This window comes from Hymenobacter oligotrophus (assembly GCF_003574965.1).
GTDB classification, from domain to species: Bacteria; Bacteroidota; Bacteroidia; order Cytophagales; family Hymenobacteraceae; genus Solirubrum; species Solirubrum oligotrophum.
The window spans coordinates 3,542,125-3,560,477 of the sequence record NZ_CP032317.1; the positions used below are offsets into that span (position 1 = coordinate 3,542,125).

At 59.3% G+C, this 18,353-nt stretch carries 17 protein-coding genes; 4 read left to right on the forward strand and 13 right to left on the reverse strand.

The window, feature by feature from the left end; genetic code table 11:
• Nucleotides 1-27: 27 nt before the first annotated feature.
• From D3Y59_RS15235 to mazG, 8 genes are all read right to left on the reverse strand, one after another.
• The gene (locus D3Y59_RS15235) at nt 28-1,005 is read right to left on the reverse strand and encodes a PstS family phosphate ABC transporter substrate-binding protein (protein WP_119445826.1); all 978 of its coding nucleotides are present in this window, start codon (nt 1,003-1,005) and stop codon (nt 28-30) included.
• Complete coding sequence (locus D3Y59_RS15240; protein ID WP_119445827.1) at nt 986-1,243, reverse strand: hypothetical protein; 258 nt, start codon at nt 1,241-1,243, stop codon at nt 986-988. The genes D3Y59_RS15235 and D3Y59_RS15240 overlap by 20 nt, the downstream gene beginning before the upstream one ends.
• Nucleotides 1,244-1,432: 189 nt before the next feature.
• Nucleotides 1,433-2,263, reverse strand: coding sequence for an energy transducer TonB (locus D3Y59_RS15245; RefSeq protein WP_119445828.1), 831 nt, complete (start codon nt 2,261-2,263; stop codon nt 1,433-1,435).
• 227 nt (nt 2,264-2,490) lie between these two features.
• Complete coding sequence (locus D3Y59_RS15250) at nt 2,491-3,318, reverse strand: energy transducer TonB (RefSeq protein WP_240410392.1); 828 nt, start codon at nt 3,316-3,318, stop codon at nt 2,491-2,493.
• Nucleotides 3,315-3,842: an ExbD/TolR family protein gene (locus D3Y59_RS15255; protein WP_119445830.1), complete on the reverse strand. Its 528-nt coding sequence runs from the start codon at nt 3,840-3,842 to the stop codon at nt 3,315-3,317. The genes D3Y59_RS15250 and D3Y59_RS15255 overlap by 4 nt, the downstream gene beginning before the upstream one ends.
• Nucleotides 3,843-3,847: 5 nt before the next feature.
• Nucleotides 3,848-4,471: an ExbD/TolR family protein gene (locus D3Y59_RS15260; protein WP_059071976.1), complete on the reverse strand. Its 624-nt coding sequence runs from the start codon at nt 4,469-4,471 to the stop codon at nt 3,848-3,850.
• A gap of 56 nt (nt 4,472-4,527) precedes the next feature.
• Nucleotides 4,528-5,415 carry a MotA/TolQ/ExbB proton channel family protein gene (locus tag D3Y59_RS15265; protein ID WP_240410394.1) on the reverse strand — a complete coding sequence of 296 codons (888 nt, stop codon included), beginning with the start codon at nt 5,413-5,415 and terminating at the stop codon, nt 4,528-4,530.
• Between the two features lie 268 nt (nt 5,416-5,683).
• The gene (gene mazG, locus D3Y59_RS15270; RefSeq protein WP_119445831.1) at nt 5,684-6,517 is read right to left on the reverse strand and encodes a nucleoside triphosphate pyrophosphohydrolase; all 834 of its coding nucleotides are present in this window, start codon (nt 6,515-6,517) and stop codon (nt 5,684-5,686) included.
• 108 nt (nt 6,518-6,625) lie between these two features.
• Here mazG and glmM point away from each other — a divergent pair, with 108 nt between their 5' ends.
• Together glmM and D3Y59_RS15280 are read left to right on the forward strand one after the other, a co-directional pair.
• Nucleotides 6,626-8,020 (forward strand): phosphoglucosamine mutase, encoded by a 1,395-nt coding sequence (gene glmM / locus D3Y59_RS15275; RefSeq protein ID WP_119446506.1) that lies wholly within the window; start codon nt 6,626-6,628, stop codon nt 8,018-8,020.
• Between the two features lie 144 nt (nt 8,021-8,164).
• On the forward strand, nt 8,165-9,328 hold the full coding sequence (locus tag D3Y59_RS15280; RefSeq protein WP_119445832.1) for a cysteine desulfurase family protein: 1,164 nt from the start codon (nt 8,165-8,167) through the stop codon (nt 9,326-9,328).
• A gap of 159 nt (nt 9,329-9,487) precedes the next feature.
• Here D3Y59_RS15280 and D3Y59_RS15285 read toward each other — a convergent pair whose 3' ends face one another.
• A complete protein-coding gene (locus D3Y59_RS15285; RefSeq protein WP_162910825.1) occupies nt 9,488-9,712 on the reverse strand; it encodes a hypothetical protein in 225 nt (74 codons plus the stop codon).
• A gap of 149 nt (nt 9,713-9,861) precedes the next feature.
• On the opposite strand from D3Y59_RS15285, the gene D3Y59_RS15290 reads away from it, so the two are divergent.
• Both D3Y59_RS15290 and D3Y59_RS15295 read left to right on the forward strand, forming a co-directional pair.
• Entirely contained in the window at nt 9,862-10,557 is a 696-nt protein-coding gene (locus D3Y59_RS15290; protein WP_119445834.1) for a hypothetical protein, read from the forward strand.
• Nucleotides 10,558-10,591: 34 nt separating this feature from the next.
• Nucleotides 10,592-11,131, forward strand: a complete 540-nt coding sequence (locus D3Y59_RS15295; protein ID WP_162910826.1) for a PRC-barrel domain-containing protein — start codon at nt 10,592-10,594, stop codon at nt 11,129-11,131.
• A gap of 70 nt (nt 11,132-11,201) precedes the next feature.
• Here D3Y59_RS15295 and D3Y59_RS18830 read toward each other — a convergent pair whose 3' ends face one another.
• The 4 genes from D3Y59_RS18830 to D3Y59_RS15315 all read right to left on the reverse strand — a co-directional run bounded on the left by D3Y59_RS18830 (nt 11,202) and on the right by D3Y59_RS15315 (nt 18,341).
• A complete protein-coding gene (locus D3Y59_RS18830; protein ID WP_119445836.1) occupies nt 11,202-12,764 on the reverse strand; it encodes a TSUP family transporter in 1,563 nt (520 codons plus the stop codon).
• Nucleotides 12,765-12,770: 6 nt separating this feature from the next.
• Nucleotides 12,771-14,474, reverse strand: coding sequence for an NADPH-dependent assimilatory sulfite reductase hemoprotein subunit (locus D3Y59_RS15305; protein WP_119445837.1), 1,704 nt, complete (start codon nt 14,472-14,474; stop codon nt 12,771-12,773).
• Between the two features lie 4 nt (nt 14,475-14,478).
• On the reverse strand, nt 14,479-15,285 hold the full coding sequence (locus tag D3Y59_RS15310; RefSeq protein ID WP_119445838.1) for a DUF2490 domain-containing protein: 807 nt from the start codon (nt 15,283-15,285) through the stop codon (nt 14,479-14,481).
• Between the two features lie 188 nt (nt 15,286-15,473).
• Nucleotides 15,474-18,341, reverse strand: a complete 2,868-nt coding sequence (locus tag D3Y59_RS15315; RefSeq protein WP_119445839.1) for a TonB-dependent receptor — start codon at nt 18,339-18,341, stop codon at nt 15,474-15,476.
• Between the last annotated feature and the right edge of the window lie 12 nt (nt 18,342-18,353).

An 18,353-nucleotide genomic window follows, 5' to 3' on the forward strand; every position in this document is an offset into this window, starting at 1 on the left:
GGTTTCAACAGGTGTGTGGCAACCACACTACTGGCGGTTGGCTTGCACAAGCCGCACCTGACCGGTAGCAGGCATTAAACCCGATTTAAGAAAAATGAGTTGCCCTTTGTTACCGGCAACAAAGGATGCAAACCCAGTGCCAAGACCGGCGCGGGCCTCGCGGCTGATGATAAAGAGCTTGCGGCGCAGCGGGTATTCGCCCGTGGCCAAGTACGCTTGGTAAGGTTTTACGTAGTCGCTGGTGCGGGTGGGCTGCGAAGCCTTGCTAATGGCAGCTACGCGCACCTTATGCAAAAAGCCTTGGGCTTGTGAGTCATCTTGGTCGCTGATCCAGTTAACGCCGATTACGCCAATGGCATTCGGATGCGTTGCAACGTAATCGATGAGCTTGGGGTTCGATTCGCTGGCAAACACTTGCTTCGACAAAGCCGCTCCGCGCGTTATCGAGTCTTGCACGTAGCGGGCCGTACTGGAGCGGTTCTGGTCGAATACCACGTTAATGACGCCGAGTTTGCTAGCCTTACTGCCTACCTGGCTCCACTTAGTGGCCGTACCCATGAAAATATCGCGCAGCTGCACCAGGGTCAGCAACGAGTCGGGGTTGGAAGGATGCACGATAATGGCCACGCCGTCGGTAGCAATAGGCGTCGTGCGCGGCACAATCTTCAACCTGTCGAACACGGCTTGCTCGTCGGTGTTCAGGGGGCGTGCCACCACCACCGCGCGTACTTTGTCGTCGAGCAAATCGCGCATGGCTTCTTGCTCGGGCTTGTAGCTCGCGTCGATGCGCGCGTACTGATAAAGCTTCTGGAAAGTATCGACGTGCGACTTCAGGATGGGCTCGAAGGTGTTGTCGATGCTAACGCGAACGTTGCCCGTGGTGGGCGTATCTTCGACGGCCACCGAGCCATCGGGGTTGGTGCGGTTGCAGCTGCTGAGCAGGGTGGCACCTAGGGCCAGTGCAGCCCAAGCCACCGTGCGGCCTTTAGCGCTGAAAAGAGTCATGGCGGTTGCGGAAGTGCTGACGAAAAGTGCGGAAGAAGCGAATCAGGCCGTAAAGAACAAACAAGCCGCCCACAACGCGGCGGGCAGTAGGGGCCAAGGCGAACATATGCGCCGGCGCCGCCAGCAAGAAAGCGCCCAAGCCTACGTAAACAGCGGCCATTAGAAGCACGAAGTAGCGCATGGCCACGCGTTGGCTTCGGCCACGATTTATGCGCTCGTCCGCATCGGTATTTAGCATATGCTGAATGGTGTTGGGAGAAGGATTTGCCTATCCTAACGCGTAAAAGTAGAACGTTTGTTCTCGCAAAGAAGATATAGCATTTCGAATGTTGCCAACTTAAAGCCAAAAGCCTGCCCGAAAATATTGCTCGGGCAGGCTTTTGCGACCTAAAAATACAACCTCAGGCGCAGGCAGAGTTGCGCCCGCTTATTGCGCTATTTTGAAGGTGATAGGGAGCGTGTAGCGTACCGAAACCGAGCGGCCGTTTTGCTTACCGGCTTGCCAGCGCGGCATAGCCCTGATTACGCGGGCGGCCTCCTCGTCGGTGCCGTGGCCCAAGCCTTTGATAACCTCCACGTCCGTGATTTCGCCGAGCGTATTTACCGTGAAAGCCACGAACACCTTACCTTCCTTTTTCGAACCTAGGGCTTGCGCCGGATAACGCAGGTTGCGCTGCAAGTATTTGACCAACGCCGCTTGTCCGCCTTCAAACTCGGGCATTACTTCGGCATGGATAAACACCTCTTCCTTGGGTGCCGCAGCTGTGCCTGTGGCCGGTGCGCTGATCCCTTCAGCGGCTCCGTCAGGCGATACGCTTGCCGCAGCGCCGGTGTCGGCTTTAGGAGCAGCAACCGTTGTCAACAAAGCATCCTCCGAAACATTGGTTTGTTCGGGGCGCGGAGGCACTACTGCATCCGGCACCACGCGGGTAGCTAATTCCTTGTATTGAGGAGCTTTGGCTGCGGCAGGCGGTGGCGTAACTACTGGCTCCACCGCTTTGGGTGGCAAAACCACATCTGTAAGCGTCACGGTGGGTTCGTCGTTGAGCACAGGCGCTGGCAAAGCGGCGTTGTTCCGCAGGCGGCTTGCCACCAGCGGAACCACAACCAGCAACGCAAACAAAGCTATGGCAATGGCCAAAGCGCGGCGCAAGTGTTGTGGGTAGGACTGGCGCAGTTCGAAGGCTCCATAAGCCTTGTTGCGGCCTTCGAACACAATTTCGTCGAGGGTTGGCGGGCGTAGCTGAAGCGGAGTCATAACAGGTTATTGGGTTAGGTGAACGGTGGTACAGCTTTGCTTCTGGCCTGCCTAACTCTTACCCTGCCGCACAATCCCTAGGTAGCGCCTTCATTACCCAAAACGCACGGCAGTTCCGCTGCAGTATGCAACTGGCCTCAAAAAATACAGTTACCCCCAAAGCAAAAGCCCGGCACAAGCAAGTGCTTGTACCGGGCCATATTTGCTACCCCTAGGGGCCAGCGAAATTACTTGATGGTGAAGGTAACCGGAACGGTGTACGACACGCTAACGGCGCGGCCGTTCTGTTTACCAGGCGTCCAAGAAGGCATGCCTTTGATAACTCGTACTGCTTCTTCGTCGCAGCCAGCGCCGATGCCTTTCGTCACCGTTACGTTGGAAATGTCGCCGTTGGGGCCTACTACGAAGTTCACGAATACTTTACCTTCAACCTGGTTGCGAAGTGCCAGCGGCGGGTACTTGATGTTTTTACCGAGGTATTGCATCAGGCCTTCCATACCACCAGGAGGGGTGGGCATCTGTTCTACGTAGGTATAGACCTTCTGCTCCACTACATCTTCCACAACCTTGTTGCCTTCGTCGCCGAGGCCGCTTAGGTCGAGGGGGTTGTCGGTGTTACCTTTTACGGTTGCCGTAGCCACCACTTTGTCTTCCAGTTCCTCCTGATCCGGAATCTCTTCTACTTTTTTCACCTCTTCGTCGCGCTTAACAACGGGCGGGGTGAATTTGATAGTCGAGAGCTTGGGCGGAGGGGGCGGCGGCGCCGTGGGGGGCGGGGGCGGAGGGGGCGGCGGCTGGTTCTCCAAGGGCGGAGCTTCCAGCACAATTTCCGTTTCCTTTTTGGCCTTCTCAACCACTTCTTCTTTCGGCGTGAGCAAGCGCGCAATCAGCGGTGCACACACAAATAAGGCGAAGAGGATGGTGGCCACCAGGAAAGCCCGCGTTACGTGCTTGTTGTACAGCTTGCGCAGTACGTACGCTCCGTAGGCTTTATTACGGCCTTCGAAAACAATGTCTTCGAAGGAAGCCCGGGCAATTTGGGCGTTATCCATCATAGGCCAGAAGATTGAATCAGGTCTGAGTCGTCTTTCGAAATGTCAACCAGCGCGTACTTCTTTTGCTGCGTGATGTTCATTTCGTCGAGGATGTCGACCATGTTTTTGTAGTTCGAGTTGTCGGCCGGCTTGATGAGCACCGTAGTGTTCGGTACGCGGCTCCGACGCTCTAGCAAGGTTTTGCGAATGCCGTTGCTCGAGAAATCGGTAACCTTCAGCTCGGGCTTGCTGGTTGCATCAACAAGGCCTTCGTAGTAGTAAACCTTGTTTTTCTCGCCCAACAGTACCGTAAAGGCCTCCGACGCTTTCAGAGCCAGCGGCTCGGGGTCATTTGGCTCCGGCGGTACCGGCATTGTAATCTGCATCACGTTTGGTTTTGCAAACGTGGTGGTCAGCATGAAGAAGGTCAGCAGCAGGAAGGCCAAGTCCACCATCGGGGTCATGTCGATTTTGGTCGACATTTTCTTGGCCCGCTTCTTCCCGCCTTTTCCGCCGGAGTCGGCTTGTTGTTGTATTTCTGCCATTGAGCTTATTTGCTAGCCACCGGCTGCATTTCCAGGTCGGTGATGAGGTAGAAACGGTTCAACTTCTTTTCCTGCAGCGATTCGATAACATCCTTCACCGTCGGCACATCCGCCTGTCCGTCGCCTTTAATAGCGATGTAAGGCGCTTGCTGGAACTGGCCCACGCTTACCGAGCGAGCTGCCATCACCCATTCAATCATCTGATTGTTGAGCGAGTCGTACGGGATGCCGGGCTGCTTGTAGGCTTTGCGGTCTTCCGTGCTCAGGCTGAGGTAGGCGGGAAGTTGTTGTACAGGTACCCCAAAATCGGGCAAAGCGGCAAAGCGCTGCTTTTGTGCCGGCGTGAAGGTAAGGTTGTACTTACCAGCAATCTGATCCAGCGTTTTGATTTTGATGGGCTGACCCGACATGGAAAAGAACACGCGCTTATCCTTGTCGATGGTAAGCTGGACAACGTTCTTCTCGGGCAACTGTTTTTCCGATGTGGACGAAGGGGTGTCTACCACCACAGCTACGTCTTCCGACGGCGTAGCGGTAAGCATGAAGAAGGTTACCAGCAAGAAGGCCAAGTCCACCATCGGGGTCATGTCCAGCGACGGCGACGTTCTGTGTGGTTTTACTTTAGGCATTTCTAGCTAGTTAAGAGGGTTTCAGAAACCGTAACGTACAAGGTTGTGCGTTTAGTTTACGCAGCGCCGTGTACGCGCTCCTCACCGTGCTGCGAAGCGAAGGTTTGGATGATGCTGAAACCAGCTTCGTCGATGCTATAGGTCAGTTCGTCAATCTTGCTCGTGAAGAAGTTGTACATCACGATAGCAATGGCCGACGTCAAGATACCCAGAGCGGTGTTGATAAGAGCTTCCGAAATACCGTTAGCCAGACCTACTGCATCCGGAGCACCGGCGTTAGCCAGAGCGGCGAATGCGTTGATCATGCCGAATACGGTACCTAGCAGACCAACCAGCGTGGCAACCGAAGCAAGCGTCGAAATGATAACCAGGTTTTTCTCGAGCATGGGCAGCTCCAGAGCAGTGGTTTCTTCGATTTCTTTCTGGATAGCCAAGATCTTCTGGTCTTTGTCCATGCCACGCTCGCGCGACATCTCCTGGTACTTCAGCAGGCCAGCCTTAACCACGTTGGCTACCGAGCCTTTCTGCTGGTCGCAAACGGCGATAGCGCCGGTGATGTCGTTCACGTTCAGCTTCTGACGTACCGTGCGTACGAAGCCTTCAACACCTTTCGTGCCTTTTGCTTTGCTGATGGTGAGGAAACGCTCGATCGAGAAGGTAACCACAATGATCAACATCGACATCAGTACCGGTACGACGAAGCCGCCTTTGTACACGATGCCCAGGTAGTTGCCGGGTAGGGGGTGGTTGGCCGGGTTGCCGCCCTGGAAGTTGGCAGGGTTACCCAGAACGAACTTATAAATTGCAATTGCCACTGCCAGTGCCAGCGGAATTACGATGGCAGCGAATACAGAGCCGCCTTTCGCTTCGCCGCCTGTCTTCGGCGCAGGTGCAGCAGGACGAGCCGGAGCCGCAGGCTTGTTCATGGCATTCTTTTGTTCCATTGTTCCGGAGAATTAGGGAAAGTTGGTTGGTGAAAAAGGTTGAACTGTGCTTGGAAAGTAGAAAACTACTGAATGACCTAAGACAGCGGAGCCCCGCTCACCCGCACGATTTGCTTCTGGGAAAAGAAGTCAAAAACGTGGGTCTGCTCGTGCGCGGGGCCTTCGTCCGTACTAGGTCTATCCTTGGCAAACCTAAACAAAAGGCTTTGCGTCGCCAAATTAAAAATGGGTCTAACGCGTTTAAACCGGTGTTTAACTCAAAAAAAGGCTATTTCTCGGATGTTGACGAGGCGCCATCCGATGGCAACTGCTTGGCTTCCTCCCAGTAACGATCCATCTCGGCCAGCGTCAGCTCCGAGAGCGGGCGGCCGGTGCGGGCTACTGCGGTTTCAAGGTACTGGAAGCGGCGGATAAACTTGCGGTTTGTTTGCTCCAGGGCCTCTTCGGGGTTGATACCAGCGAACCGAGCGAAGTTTACGAGAGAAAATAATAAATCGCCGAACTCTGCGGTGGCCCGGGCCCGATCTTCTATCTCGCCATCGCGAAACTCAGCACCAAATTCAGCCAGCTCCTCCTGCACTTTGGCCCAAACTTGCTCTTTGTGCTCCCAATCAAAGCCGGCGCCGCGGGCTTTCTCCTGAATGCGCATGGCTTTAACCAGCGCCGGTAGTGATACAGGTACGCCGCCAAGTACAGAATTGTTTCCTTTCTCCTTGAGTTTCAGCTGTTCCCAGTTTCGCTTGACTTCTTCTTCGGTGTCGGCCTGCACTTCGCCGTAGATGTGCGGGTGGCGGTGAATAAGCTTTTCGCACTGGGCGTTAAGCACATCGGCAACATCGAAGCGGCCTTGTTCGCTGGCGATTTTGGCGTAGAAAACGAGGTGCAGCATTACGTCGCCGAGCTCTTTTTGCACATCGGGCAAATCGTCGCGCAAAATGGCATCGGCCAGCTCGTACGTCTCCTCGATGGTCAGGTGGCGGAGCGTTTGCATGGTTTGCTTCCGGTCCCAGGGGCACTCGGCGCGCAAGCGGTCCAGCACATCCAGCAAACGTCCAAATGCGGCCAGTTGCTCGGGCCGGCGGGCAGCAGTGTTGTACTCCATGATTGTCAAATATACTGTACCCCTGCCGAACGCGCCACCGCCACGGGCGGTTGTAGGCGAGCCGGGCAGGATTCGTTACTTTTGCCCGCTGAAAAAATTACATTGCTTGTGGCACTAATCAAATCCATTTCGGGCATTCGGGGCACCATTGGCGGCGCGGCGGGAGAGGCTCTCACCCCCATCGACGTGGTAAAATTCACGGCCGCTTTCGGCACGTGGGTGCTCAACCAAACCCAGAACCGCACCATCGTGGTGGGGCGCGACGCGCGCATCTCCGGCGACATGGTCAATAAATTGGTCATCGGAACCCTTCAAGGGCTTGGCATCAACGTCATCGACCTAGGGCTTTCGACCACCCCTACCGTTGAAATGGCCGTGCCCGCACGCCAAGCCGGCGGTGGTATTATCCTGACGGCCTCGCACAACCCCAAGCAGTGGAACGCGCTTAAGCTACTGAACAACAAAGGGGAGTTTATCTCGGACGCCGATGGTAAGCTGGTGTTGGAACTGGCTGAGCAAGAGGCTTTCGATTTTGCGCAGGTAAACAACCTAGGGCAGGTAACCACCGATGAGGAGGCATTGCAGAAGCACATCGAAGCCATTTTGGCGCTGCCGTTGGTGGATGTAGATGCCATCCGGGCTAAAAACTTTCGAGTAGCGGTTGATGCCGTAAACTCGTCGGGCGGGTTTGCCGTGCCGATGCTGCTCGAGGCCCTAGGTGTCCAAAAGATTGAAAAGCTGTTTTGCGAGCCAACCGGCGACTTTGCCCACAACCCCGAGCCGCTGCCCGAGAACCTGCGCGACATTTCGCGGGTGATGGAGAAAGGCCACTTCGACCTCGGCATTGTGGTTGACCCCGACGTTGACCGCCTCGCGCTGGTAAGCGAAAACGGCTCGATGTTCGGCGAAGAGTACACACTGGTAGCTGTGGCCGACTATGTGCTTCAGCAGCAAGGCGGCGGCAACACCGTGAGCAACCTGAGCAGCACCCGCGCCCTGCGCGACGTAACCGAGAAGCACGGCGGTTCCTACGCCGCCGCCGCGGTAGGCGAGGTGAACGTGGTAACCATGATGAAGCAGACCAACGCCGTAATTGGCGGCGAAGGCAACGGCGGCATCATTTACCCCGAGCTGCACTACGGCCGCGACGCGTTGGTAGGCATTGCGTTGTTCCTGACGCACTTGGCCAAAACGGGCAAAACCATGACGGCCCTGCGCGCTTCGTACCCGAACTACTTCATCTCGAAAAACAAGATTGAGCTAACGCCCGAAATCAACACCGACCAAGTGCTGGTGCAGATGCAGGAGCGGTACGCCAAGCAGCCCATCAACACCATCGATGGCGTGAAGATCGAGTTCGACAAAGAGTGGGTGCACCTGCGCAAATCGAACACCGAACCGATTATCCGCATTTACGCCGAGTCGGAATCGAACGCTACGGCCGACCACCTCGCCAACAAGATCATCGGCGACATCAAGGAGATTATCTCGGCGAAAGGCTAACGGCCCGCCCGGCCACATGCGGCTCCCGTTTTGCGTATTCGGACCTTGGCTGACCTAGGGACGAACGGCGCGAAACGGGAGCCGCTGCGTTCGGCCATTCGCAAACCGTTATTTTTGCAGTCCACCCCTCCAACGCGCTAGCGCATGACGCCGATCCACACCCAGCCTTCGGTTTATTTCGACAACGCCGCTACCACCCCGCTCGATCCAGAGGTGCTCGATGCCATGCTGCCCTTTATGCGCGAGCATTTCGGCAACCCGAGCTCCATTCATGGGCACGGCCGCAAGGTGCGCGCCGCCTTGGAGAATGCCCGCAAAACCATTGCGCACCTGATCAACGCGGCGCCGGCCGAAATCAGCTTTACCTCGGGCGGTACCGAAGCCGATAACTGCGCGGCATTCGGCTCTATTCGTACGTTTGGGCTGAAGCACGCCATTACCTCCAAACTGGAGCACCACGCCGTGCTGCACACGCTGCAAGCGCTGGAGAAATCGGGCGAAATTGAGCTGAGTTACGTGCGCTTCGATGACCGCGGCCGCCTCGACCTAGGGCACCTCGAGGAGCTGCTTGGTACGCATACCCGCTCGTTTGTGAGCCTGATGCACGGCAACAACGAAATCGGCAACCTCAACGACATTCAGGCCATTGGCGAACTGTGCAAGCAGCACGGCGCCATCTTCCATACCGATACGGTGCAGACGATGGGCCACTACCGCCACGACGTGCGCCAGTTGGGGGTGCACTTTTTGGTGGGCTCGGCGCACAAGTTTCATGGCCCGAAGGGTGCGGGTTTTCTGTACACCAACTCCGAGGTGCAGGTGCAGCCGCTCATTCATGGCGGCTCGCAGGAGCGCAACCAGCGCGCCGGCACCGAAAACGTGTACGGCGTAGTTGGCTTGGCCAAGGCGCTGGAAATTGCCTACCGCGACATGGAAGCGCACCACCGCCACGTACAGGGGCTGAAGGACCGCTTCATTGCCAAGCTGCGCGCCGAAATTGAGGACGTGCAGTTCAACGGCATGTCGGCTGAGGCTGACCAAAGCCTGTACACGGTGCTGAGCGTGAGCCTGCCGCCTTCCGACCTGAACGAAATGCTGCTCTTCAACCTCGATATCAACCACGTATCGGCGTCGGGCGGCTCGGCTTGTACCAGCGGCTCCAACATCGGTTCGCACGTGCTCACGGCCCTGGGCTGCGACCCGGCCCGCGGCGCCGTGCGCTTCTCGATGAGCAAGTACAACACCGCCGACGAGGTAGATTACGCCGTGGAGCAGTTGGCCAAAATGTACCGCCGCGTGCCGGCTTAGTGCCCTAAGCACATCTGCAAACAAGAGCGGCGCCCTAGGTCCGGACAGTGCAATGAACTGCCAAGACCTAGGGCGCCGCTCTTGTTGGCGGCCAGCAAAGCCGCCTGCTTAATCGCGCGTGCGGCTAACGTAGCTGCGCGCGGCGCGGTAAATTTTCGGTTAAGAGTGCTGAAGGAAGTAGAGCGTTTCGCCGACTGCCGCTCCGAAACGGTAGATGAAATAACCGGCCAGCACCGCCCACAAAAGCCGGTATCGTTTGTGGCGCAGAGCAGTGGCGGCAAGCGTGCGAAGAATTTCGGTGCGCATCGTGGTAATGCGATTTAGGTTCAGGTGGTTGGCGCTGGGCAAAATAGCAAACGCGCATGTTGTTTGGTGCAGCGGCAAGGCTACCGGCCACCACTGCTGCGGCTTGCGGGCTCGTAGAGCAGCTTAGGCTGGCAGCCCGGCAGTACTGCACAACCATAGCGCAGTACCTATTTTCGGGTGCCGAACGTATGGCTAGCCCAGAGACACCTTTTACTTCGACAGCAGCTATGGCTGAAATCAATATCCAACGCAAAAAGAAGGCGGCCAGCCCGTGGCTGTTAATCCTGCTGGCCCTGTTGCTGGTGGGCCTAGGTATCTGGTACCTCGTGAGCCGCGACCCCGGCCCCGAGCAAAGCCCGCCGCCCACCGCCCCGGCACCCGAAAGCACCGTAACGCCCGGCGCGCCCACCCACGACTCAGCCGCAGCAAGTGCCGCAGTGCCCACCGGCGACCCTTCGGTGGGCGCCTTGGCTAGCGAAACCGAAACCGAGGTAGCGGAAGACGATGCCGAAGCCGCCGCGGAACCAGCCGACTTCTATGCCTTAGTGGCCGACGACCCTGCCTCGGGCAACTACGCCCGGCGGGGCCTCACGCTGCTTAGCGGTGTGCTGGTGGGCATGGCCGACCGCCCCGACCTGCGCGACCAAGCCATTGCCGAAAAGCGCAACGACCTGACCAGCGCCACCAGCCGCCTGAGCAGCGGCGGCTCGTTGCGGCCGGGCTTGGTGGCCGCCGCCGAGCTGATGCAGGAAATGCAGCGCCGCGGCTACAGCAGCGTGGAGCGCGAGACCAACGCCTTGGTAGAGCGCGCCAACCAACTAAGCGGGCGCACCGCCACGCCGGCCGAGCAGCGCGCCACGCAGGAGTTTTTTCAGCAAGCAGCCAATGTGCTGCGGGTGCTCGAGAAACCTGCGCAAACCTAGGGCCACCACCTACACTTCCTTTCCGACACCTACTATGGAAACCTCGCCCATACCCAGCGCCGACGGCATGCACCTGGTGCGCTTGCGCGACCTGCGCGATTTTGAAGTGGCCGACGGCAGCCCCGATGTACGGGGCTGGTCGGTGCGCGGCGCCGATGGCAAAAAGTTCGGCGACGTGTACGAGCTGATTGTAGAGCCCGAAGCCATGAAAGTGCGCTACCTCGACATCGAACTGGATGCCTCACTCAAAATCAACGTGCACGAGCGCCACATACTGTTGCCCATTGGCGCCGCCGCTCTCGACGACGACGGCGACAACGTGTTTGTGCCGGCCCTCACGAGCGAATCGGTGCTGAACTACCCGCCTTACCAGGAAATCAGCATCAGCCGCGACTACGAAGAGGCCATGCTGCGGGCCTTGCAGCTGCCCGTGCCCACCCGCGATAAAGCCTCGCCGTTTTATGATCAGCCCAGCTACAGCGAAGATTATTTCTACCGGCAGCGGCGGCCCGCGGAGCTGTCAAGCTCGTTTCGGCGCCGCGAGGCCGACCCCGGCCCCGGGCCCATTGCCTAGGCCCTAGGTCAGAAACAAAACCCGTAGCCCCGGCACCCGCAGCACTAACGCGGGTGCCGGGGCTACGGGCTTATAATGCCGCCAGGGCAAAGCCAAGCAGCTCGGGCAGCACTTTGCGCAGCGCCCACAAGCTCCAGACGATAACCATCAGCCCGACACCTAGGAACATAAAGCGGACGGATATGCGGCCGGCCAAGCGCGCGGCAAACGGCGAGGCCGCCACGCCGCCCACTATCAGGCCCAGCACCACTTGCCAGTGCGATACCCCAATGGTGGCAAAAAAAGTAAGCGCGCTGGCGAACGTAACGAAGAACTCGGTGATGCTAACCGAGCCGATAACGTACTGCGGCGTGCGGCCCTGCGCAATGAGGGTGCTCGTAACTAATGGGCCCCAACCGCCGCCGCCAAACGAATCGAGAAAGCCGCCGGCGCCGGCCAGCCAGCCCACGTGCCGCACGCGCTTCTTTTTGCCATCGGGCTTGCGAAAGGCCCGGCTGATAATGCGAATGCCCAGCAGCAGCAGGTAGCACGCCAGCACAGGCTTCACGTAACGGCCGTACTCCTCGCCGAACTTAGACAGCAAAAAGGCGCCGCTTACCGCGCCGATAACCCCAGGGATGAGCAGGGCCTTAAACAGCCGCCGGTTGACGTTGCCAAACCGATAATGGTGGTAGCCCGAGGCCCCGCTGGCGAACATTTCGGCGGTGTGAATGCTGGCGCTAACCGCCGCCGGGTTCATGCCAATCGACATCAGGCTAATGGCGGTAACCACCCCGTAGCCCATGCCCAGTAGGCCATCCACGAGCTGCGCGGCAAAGCCAATGGCCACGAAGGTGTAAAACGTTTCGGCGTTGCTGACCACCTGCCACACCTGGGGCCAGGTGTAATACATCGATAAAATGTTGGCGGCCAGCAGCAAACCAAACGCTACCAACGATGCTGTGGCAATGTGCCGCCAGCGCCGGGCAGCGGGCGTTTCGTAGGCTGGGTCGCCTGTAAGCTCGGCCGTAACGGCATTCAGCGACTTCACCTTTTCGGCAAAATCGCCCTGCAAGCGGCTGCGGATGATGCCCATGCGCTGCAGCACGTCGTGCAGCTCGTCGGGAAGTACCTCCGAGAGTACCTCGCGCAGGCGCTTGGCTACCGTGGGCGACTTGCCGTTGGTGCTAATGGCAATTTTCAGGTCGCCTTTCTGCACGATAGAGCCTAGGTAGAAGTCGCACTCGTCGGGCGTGTCGGCTACGTTGGCGAGCAGGCCGTGGCCGGTAGCTTCCTGTTTGATCTGGCTGTTGAGGGCGCGGTCGTTGGTGGCGATGAGCACTAAGTCGTGGCCGATGAGGTCGGTGAGCTGGTAGGCGCGCTCGTGCACCTGCACTTTGGGGTGTTGGGCCGCCAGGGTGCGGATTTCGGGCAGAATGGTTTCGCCGACCACCGTAACGGCCGTGGCTGGGCTGTTGCGCAGCACGGCCATTAGTTTCTCAAGCCCCACGGCGCCACCGCCCACCAGCAGCACACGCAACTGCTCGAGCTTCAGGAATACCGGAAACAGGTTGTTGGTTTTCGGAGCCGGCGCCTCGGGTGGCGGACCGGAGTCGGCCAGGTGCAGGGCGGCAGAAAGTGCGGATGAGTTCATACGAGCTCAGGCGTGGAAGTTTTGGCCGTGGGTAGTGGCGGCTACGTAGCCCTGACGGATTACGAAATCGCCGAAGCGTTCGGAGGGTTGACGGTGTTGGGCGTAGGCCTCGAGCAAGGGCCTGAGCTCCTGCACGATGCCGTCTTCATCCAACATCTCGCGGTAGAGCTTGTTCAGGCGCTGGCCGCCGTGGTCGGCGCCAAGGTACAGGTTGTAGCGCCCCACGGCCCGGCCTACCAAGCCAATCTCGCCTAGGTAGGGGCGGGCGCAGCCGTTGGGGCAGCCCGTCATGCGGATTAGGATACCTTCGTTGGCCAGGCCATTGGCCCGGATAACAGCATCCAAGCGGTCAAGGAGTTGCGGAAGATAGCGTTCAGCTTCGGCAAATGCCAGCGAGCAGGTGTTCAGGGCTACGCAAGCCAGGCTACCTAGGCGCAGGGCGGTGCGTTGCTGCGCAGGGCCGAGCGCGCCGTACTGCACCAGCACGGCCTCAATGCGGGCGCGATGCTCGGGTGCAATGTTGGCAATAACCACGTTCTGGTTGCCCGTCAGCCGAAACTCGCCGGTGTGGAAAGCGGCTACTTCGCGCATGGCTGTTTTCAGCTGCACTTGCTCGGTGTTCTGCACACGGCCGCCTTCCACGTACAGAGTGAGGTGGTACCGGCCATCGGGGCTTTCGACCCAGCCGAAGGCGTCGCTCGAAGTTTCAAAGCGGTAGGGGCGGGCCTCGGCCAGCTCGTAACCCAGGCGCTGGTGCAGCTCGGCGCGGAAGGTCTCTAGCCCTACCTTGTCGATGGTGTACTTCAGGCGCGAGAACTTGCGGTTTTGGCGGTTGCCCCAGTCGCGCTGAATCGTGACTATCTTCTCGCACACGTCCACCACCATATCGGTCGGCACAAAGCCAATGAGGTCGGCGAGGCGTGGGTAGGTGTCGGGCATGCCGAACGTCATGCCCATGCCGCCGCCCACGGCCACGTTGAAGCCCACCAGCTCGCCGTTCTCTTCAATGCCAATCAGGCCAATGTCGTTGGCGAAGATGTCGGTGTCGTTGTAGGGTGGCAGCGCCAGGGCAATCTTGAACTTGCGCGGCAGGTAGGTTTTGCCGTAGATGGGCTCTTCGTCCTGCGCCGGCTCCGTGCTCAGGTGCTGCTCGCCGTTCAGCCACAGCTCCCAGTAGGCGGTGGTGCGCGGCGTAAGGTGGGCGCTGATTTGCCGGCTTACCTCGTACACCTGCGCGTGCAGCCGCGATTCGCTGGGGTTCACGCCGCACATTACGTTGCGGTTCACGTCGCCGCAGCCGGCGATGCTGTCCATTAGTACCGCGTTGAAGCCTTGGATGGTTTCGGGCAGGTTGCGCTTCAGCACGCCGTGCAGCTGAAAGGTTTGGCGCGTGGTCAGCTTCAGGGTACCGTTGGCGTAGGTGTCGGCCAGCTCATCCATGCGCAGCCACTGCTCGGGGGTAGCTACACCGCCCGGCACCCGTACCCGAATCATAAACGAGTACAGCGGCTCCAGCTTTTGGCGCTTCCGCTCGCTGTCTAGGTCGCGGTCGGTTTGCTGGTACGAGCCGTGGAACTTGATCAGGTGGGTATCGTCGGGGTAGAGCGCGCCCGTAATGGGGTTCCGCACGCTCTGGCGCAAGGTGCCGCGCAGGTAGTTGCTGGCATCCTTTATGTGCTCTACTTCGGAAAGCTGCTGGGTATCGGCCATGGGGTTATTGTGGTGGTTGAGCCGGGCTAGGTAGCGCCTGAGGTGCCGGGGCTGCGGGAGCTGGTGCCGCGTGAGGGCGCAAGTCGAAGTTGTGGAAGTAGAAAACCCTGATGGTGTGCTGGTCGCGGTAGGTGGTGCCCGCGGGCAGCTGCTGAAACAGGTGCATGTAGCCGGCCTGCAGCTGGGCGTGCTTGTTGAGTTGGTACACCACGCCGGCAAAGGCTCGGTTCTGGTCGAAGTAGTTGTAGCGCACCTGCTTGCCGAAGTTCACCATCAGCTCGTTGTTCAGCAGCAGTTGCAGGCCGCCGGGCTCGAAGCCGCGCCGGGTAAGCGGCAGAAACAGCGCCGCGTTGTAGCGCGTCCGGAAGTTGAAATCGTAATCAGGCCCGAGTTCGGAGCTGCTTTGCAACTGGCGGCGGTAACGCTCCTCCAACCGCACCCACTGCATCAGGCGTGCCTTCGGAAACTTGGTAAACCACTGCACCTGCTGCCAGGGCCGGTGCTCGGGCTGGCCCACGGTGCGCGCCCCGTCGGGGAAGTGGTGCACGTAAGCGTAGCCAGCCGCCAGGCGCACATCGTCGGTGAGGCAGTAGGTCAGCCCCAGGCGCGCCACCGTCTGAAACTTGGCTTGCACAAAGTGGTCGTGCAGGCGCAGCTGCAAATCGGTCCAGGAGCCCCAGCGTTGCGAAAAGCGTGTTTGGTTGAACACGCCCAACCAGGTTTGCTGCTCGCGCACAAACTGCTTCTGGGCCTGCACCCTAGGTGCCGCGAGCAACGGCAGGCTAAGGGAGGTGAGTAGTAGTCGTTTCATCTAGACAATAGTTAGGCTCGACTAGAGCTACAGACTAGCACTAGTTCCCCTCCTCAGATGAGGAGGGGCTAGGGGTGGTTGACTTGTTGTTGAACAGTTACTAGATCTAGCCTCTAGTTCTTCAACCACCCCTAGCCCCTCCTCATCTGAGGAGGGGAACTAGTGCTAATCTGTAGCTCTAGCTGTAATCAGCGAATTACGGTGGCGTCGAACGTCAGCGACAGGTAGTACAGCGCGCCAATGGTGGGGCCCGCGGCGTACTGGATGTAACGGTTGTTCAAAATGTTGGTGCCGCCGAGCTTCACGGTGGCCTTCAGGTTTGGAATGCGGGCATTTACCTGCGCATCCACGGTGTGGTAGGCCGGGATCTGGCCGTTGGCCAGCTGGCTTTCCCAGTAGAAGGAATCCTGCCAGCGCCACACCACGTTGAAGCCCACGTTGCGCACCACCTCGCGGTTGCCGAACGTGACGTTGGTTACCCACTTGGGGGTGTTGAAGCCCGTAATGAAGATGTCTTTCTCGGTGTTGGCCCGAATGGCGTTGTAGTTGGCGTTGGCCGAAAGCGTGTACTTGCCCACGAAGTTGTACGTGAGGCCCAGCGCCGAGCCGTAGCTGCGGTAGCGGTTGCGGGCGTTGGTGTACACGCGGTAGCGGTCTTGGTTGGCGCGGGTAAGCATGTCCAGCACCGCCGCATCCGTCGTTACCGGGCCCGATTTCGGCACGGCCACCTCTACCTGACCTAGGAAACCCTTGTACACGTTGTAATAAGTATCGAGGTCGAGGGCCAGCTTGTTGTCGAGCAGCACGCTTTTGTAGCCCACCTCCACGGCATCGATGTGCTCTGGCTGCATGGTGGGCAGGTTAGCTACCTGCAGCACGTCGCGGTTTTTCAGGGCGGCGGCGTTGCGGCTCATGCCCGCGGCTACGTCGCTGTTCACGGCGGCCGTAAAGTTGTCGAGCGAGGTAAGGGTGTAGGAGTTTTCGAGGTAGCCGAGGCCCTGGTTTACGCGGGGCAGGCCGCCCACGCGCCGCACGTTGCCGTTGTTCACAAACGAAAATGCCTCGAACAAAGCCGGGAAGCGCCAGCCGTTCTGGTACGAGGCGCGCACGTTGTGGTGCTCACCTAGGGTGTACACGGCCGCCACGCGCGGGTTTAGCTTAGGGCTAAACTCCGGGTTGTAGTCGAGGCGCAAGGAGCCCACTAGCTTCAGCCGATCGTGCAGCAGCAGTTTGGTGGCCTGCCCGAAGGCGCCGTACTTGCGGTAGAACTGGTTGTTGCCGCCCGGCGTGGTGCGCTCCTGCAAGGGCTTCGAGAAGTCCACGAAGTTGTTGCCATCGGGGATTACCTCATACACGCGGGCGTCGCCACCGATAACCAAATCAACCCATTGCACCCGCTGGCCCACGTTCCACTGCGCATCGGCGTGGTAGGTGCGGCTGCGCTGCCACAGGGCCGCACCGCCGGTGGCCGGTGCGCCCGGCACGTTCACGGCAATGTCCCAGTTGTTGATGCCTGTGATGGTGCGCTTCAGCTGCTCGAAGGCAGCGGTGCCCGGCTCGGCGCGGCCGGCATCGGCCACGGTGCGGGCGCGCTGCATAGCGGCGGCTAGGTCGGTGCCGTTGTTTATCTGGGTTTGCAGTTCGTTGCGAAAGCGCGTGCCCCACACAGCGTTCGAGCCGTTGTTCAGGTCGAGGTTGGTGGCCAGCGGATTCAGGTTGTACGAGTCGCCGGTGTTCTCGATGAGCGTATAGGCCCGGGCGTAGAAGGAAGGGCCGCGCAGCTCCAGTTTGTGGTTCTGCACGGTCACGTTCTTCAGCTGAATCTTGTTGCCGCGCTGAAAAATGCCGTCCATCAGCCCGAAGCGGTAGCCGTAGCTGGCCTCCAGCTTGTCGGTGAGCTTGTAGTGCAGGCTGCCGTCTACCTTCAGGTTGCGCACCGTGGGGTTAATCAGGTCACGCTCGTAGTAGCCGGTGCGGCGCACGTTAAAGGTTTCGGTGCGGCCGTTCAGCGTAATCGGCACCGACACATTGGCGCTGCGGTCGTCGCCGTAGCGGTTCCACAGGTCGGCGGCGGGGTTGTTGGTCCCGGCCAGCTGCGGAAAGCGCGGGTTGGCCGAGTTCAGGTTCTGCGGGTTCTGGTCGATTTGGGTGTCCGAAAGCCAATCCGTGCCCTGCATGTAGGAGCCGTTCACCTTGTAAGCCCAGCGCTGCCGGGCGCCCAGCACCTGCGCCCAGCGCACCGCCGATTCGGTGAGCAGGCTAGGAGAGTAGTCGCGGCCGTCCACGTGGTTCACGCCCAACTTCTGGTACACGCTCAGGCCCTGGTAGGTGAAGGGGCTCTTGGTGGTGAGGTTGGCCATGCCGTTAATAGCATTCATGCCGTACAGCGCCGAGGCTGCGCCGGGCGTAATTTCCACCGAGGCCACGTCCAGTTCCGTCGGGCCAATGGCGTTACCTAGGGGCACGCCCAGGGTGGCGGCCTGCATGTCTACCCCGTCCACCAGCTGCATAAAGCGGAAGTTGTTTGGGATGTTGAAGCCGCGGGTGTTCGGCACTTTGAACGTGAGGCTGGATGTCGTCATCTGCACGCCCTTCACGTTCTCCAAGGCATCGTAGAAGCTAGGTGCCGGCGTTTCCTTGATGGCCCGGATGTCGAGCTTTTCAATAGCCACCGGCGACTTCAGCCGGCTTTCCTCCACCCGCGAGGCCGATACCACCACTTCGTTCGTGAGCAGGGCCTTCGACTCAAGCCCGATTGAAATCGGCGTGGCCGCATTCACTATTTCAACCTCCTTGGCCTCGTAGCCCAGCATGTTGAACACAAGGGTAAACGGAAACTTCAGTTTGGCCTTAAGCGCAAACTGCCCGTTGGCATCGGTGAGCGTGCCCGTGGTGCCGCCTTTGATGCTGACACTCACGCCCGGCAGCGCCTGCTGCGTGCCGGTTTCGCGCACCGAGCCTTTTATAGCAATGATTTCGTCCTGTGCCGTGGCCGCGCTGGAGGTAGCTAATAGTATAGCCGCGGGTAGCCAGACTGAGGCGTAAGTTTTCTTCATAGGGTGTGGGTT

What these genes read in the sequence shown, in the direction of transcription:
- D3Y59_RS15235 (WP_119445826.1), bottom strand. Translation starts at nt 1,005, where the DNA reads ATGACTCTTTTCAGCGCTAAAGGCCGCACGGTGGCTTGGGCTGCACTG.
- D3Y59_RS15240 (WP_119445827.1), bottom strand. Translation starts at nt 1,243, where the DNA reads ATGCTAAATACCGATGCGGACGAGCGCATAAATCGTGGCCGAAGCCAA.
- D3Y59_RS15245 (WP_119445828.1), bottom strand. Translation starts at nt 2,263, where the DNA reads ATGACTCCGCTTCAGCTACGCCCGCCAACCCTCGACGAAATTGTGTTC.
- D3Y59_RS15250 (WP_240410392.1), bottom strand. Translation starts at nt 3,318, where the DNA reads ATGATGGATAACGCCCAAATTGCCCGGGCTTCCTTCGAAGACATTGTT.
- D3Y59_RS15255 (WP_119445830.1), bottom strand. Translation starts at nt 3,842, where the DNA reads ATGGCAGAAATACAACAACAAGCCGACTCCGGCGGAAAAGGCGGGAAG.
- D3Y59_RS15260 (WP_059071976.1), bottom strand. Translation starts at nt 4,471, where the DNA reads ATGCCTAAAGTAAAACCACACAGAACGTCGCCGTCGCTGGACATGACC.
- D3Y59_RS15265 (WP_240410394.1), bottom strand. Translation starts at nt 5,415, where the DNA reads ATGGAACAAAAGAATGCCATGAACAAGCCTGCGGCTCCGGCTCGTCCT.
- mazG (WP_119445831.1), bottom strand. Translation starts at nt 6,517, where the DNA reads ATGGAGTACAACACTGCTGCCCGCCGGCCCGAGCAACTGGCCGCATTT.
- D3Y59_RS15280 (WP_119445832.1), top strand. Translation starts at nt 8,165, where the DNA reads ATGACGCCGATCCACACCCAGCCTTCGGTTTATTTCGACAACGCCGCT.
- D3Y59_RS15290 (WP_119445834.1), top strand. Translation starts at nt 9,862, where the DNA reads ATGGCTGAAATCAATATCCAACGCAAAAAGAAGGCGGCCAGCCCGTGG.
- D3Y59_RS15295 (WP_162910826.1), top strand. Translation starts at nt 10,592, where the DNA reads ATGGAAACCTCGCCCATACCCAGCGCCGACGGCATGCACCTGGTGCGC.
- D3Y59_RS18830 (WP_119445836.1), bottom strand. Translation starts at nt 12,764, where the DNA reads ATGAACTCATCCGCACTTTCTGCCGCCCTGCACCTGGCCGACTCCGGT.
- D3Y59_RS15305 (WP_119445837.1), bottom strand. Translation starts at nt 14,474, where the DNA reads ATGGCCGATACCCAGCAGCTTTCCGAAGTAGAGCACATAAAGGATGCC.
- D3Y59_RS15310 (WP_119445838.1), bottom strand. Translation starts at nt 15,285, where the DNA reads ATGAAACGACTACTACTCACCTCCCTTAGCCTGCCGTTGCTCGCGGCA.
- D3Y59_RS15315 (WP_119445839.1), bottom strand. Translation starts at nt 18,341, where the DNA reads ATGAAGAAAACTTACGCCTCAGTCTGGCTACCCGCGGCTATACTATTA.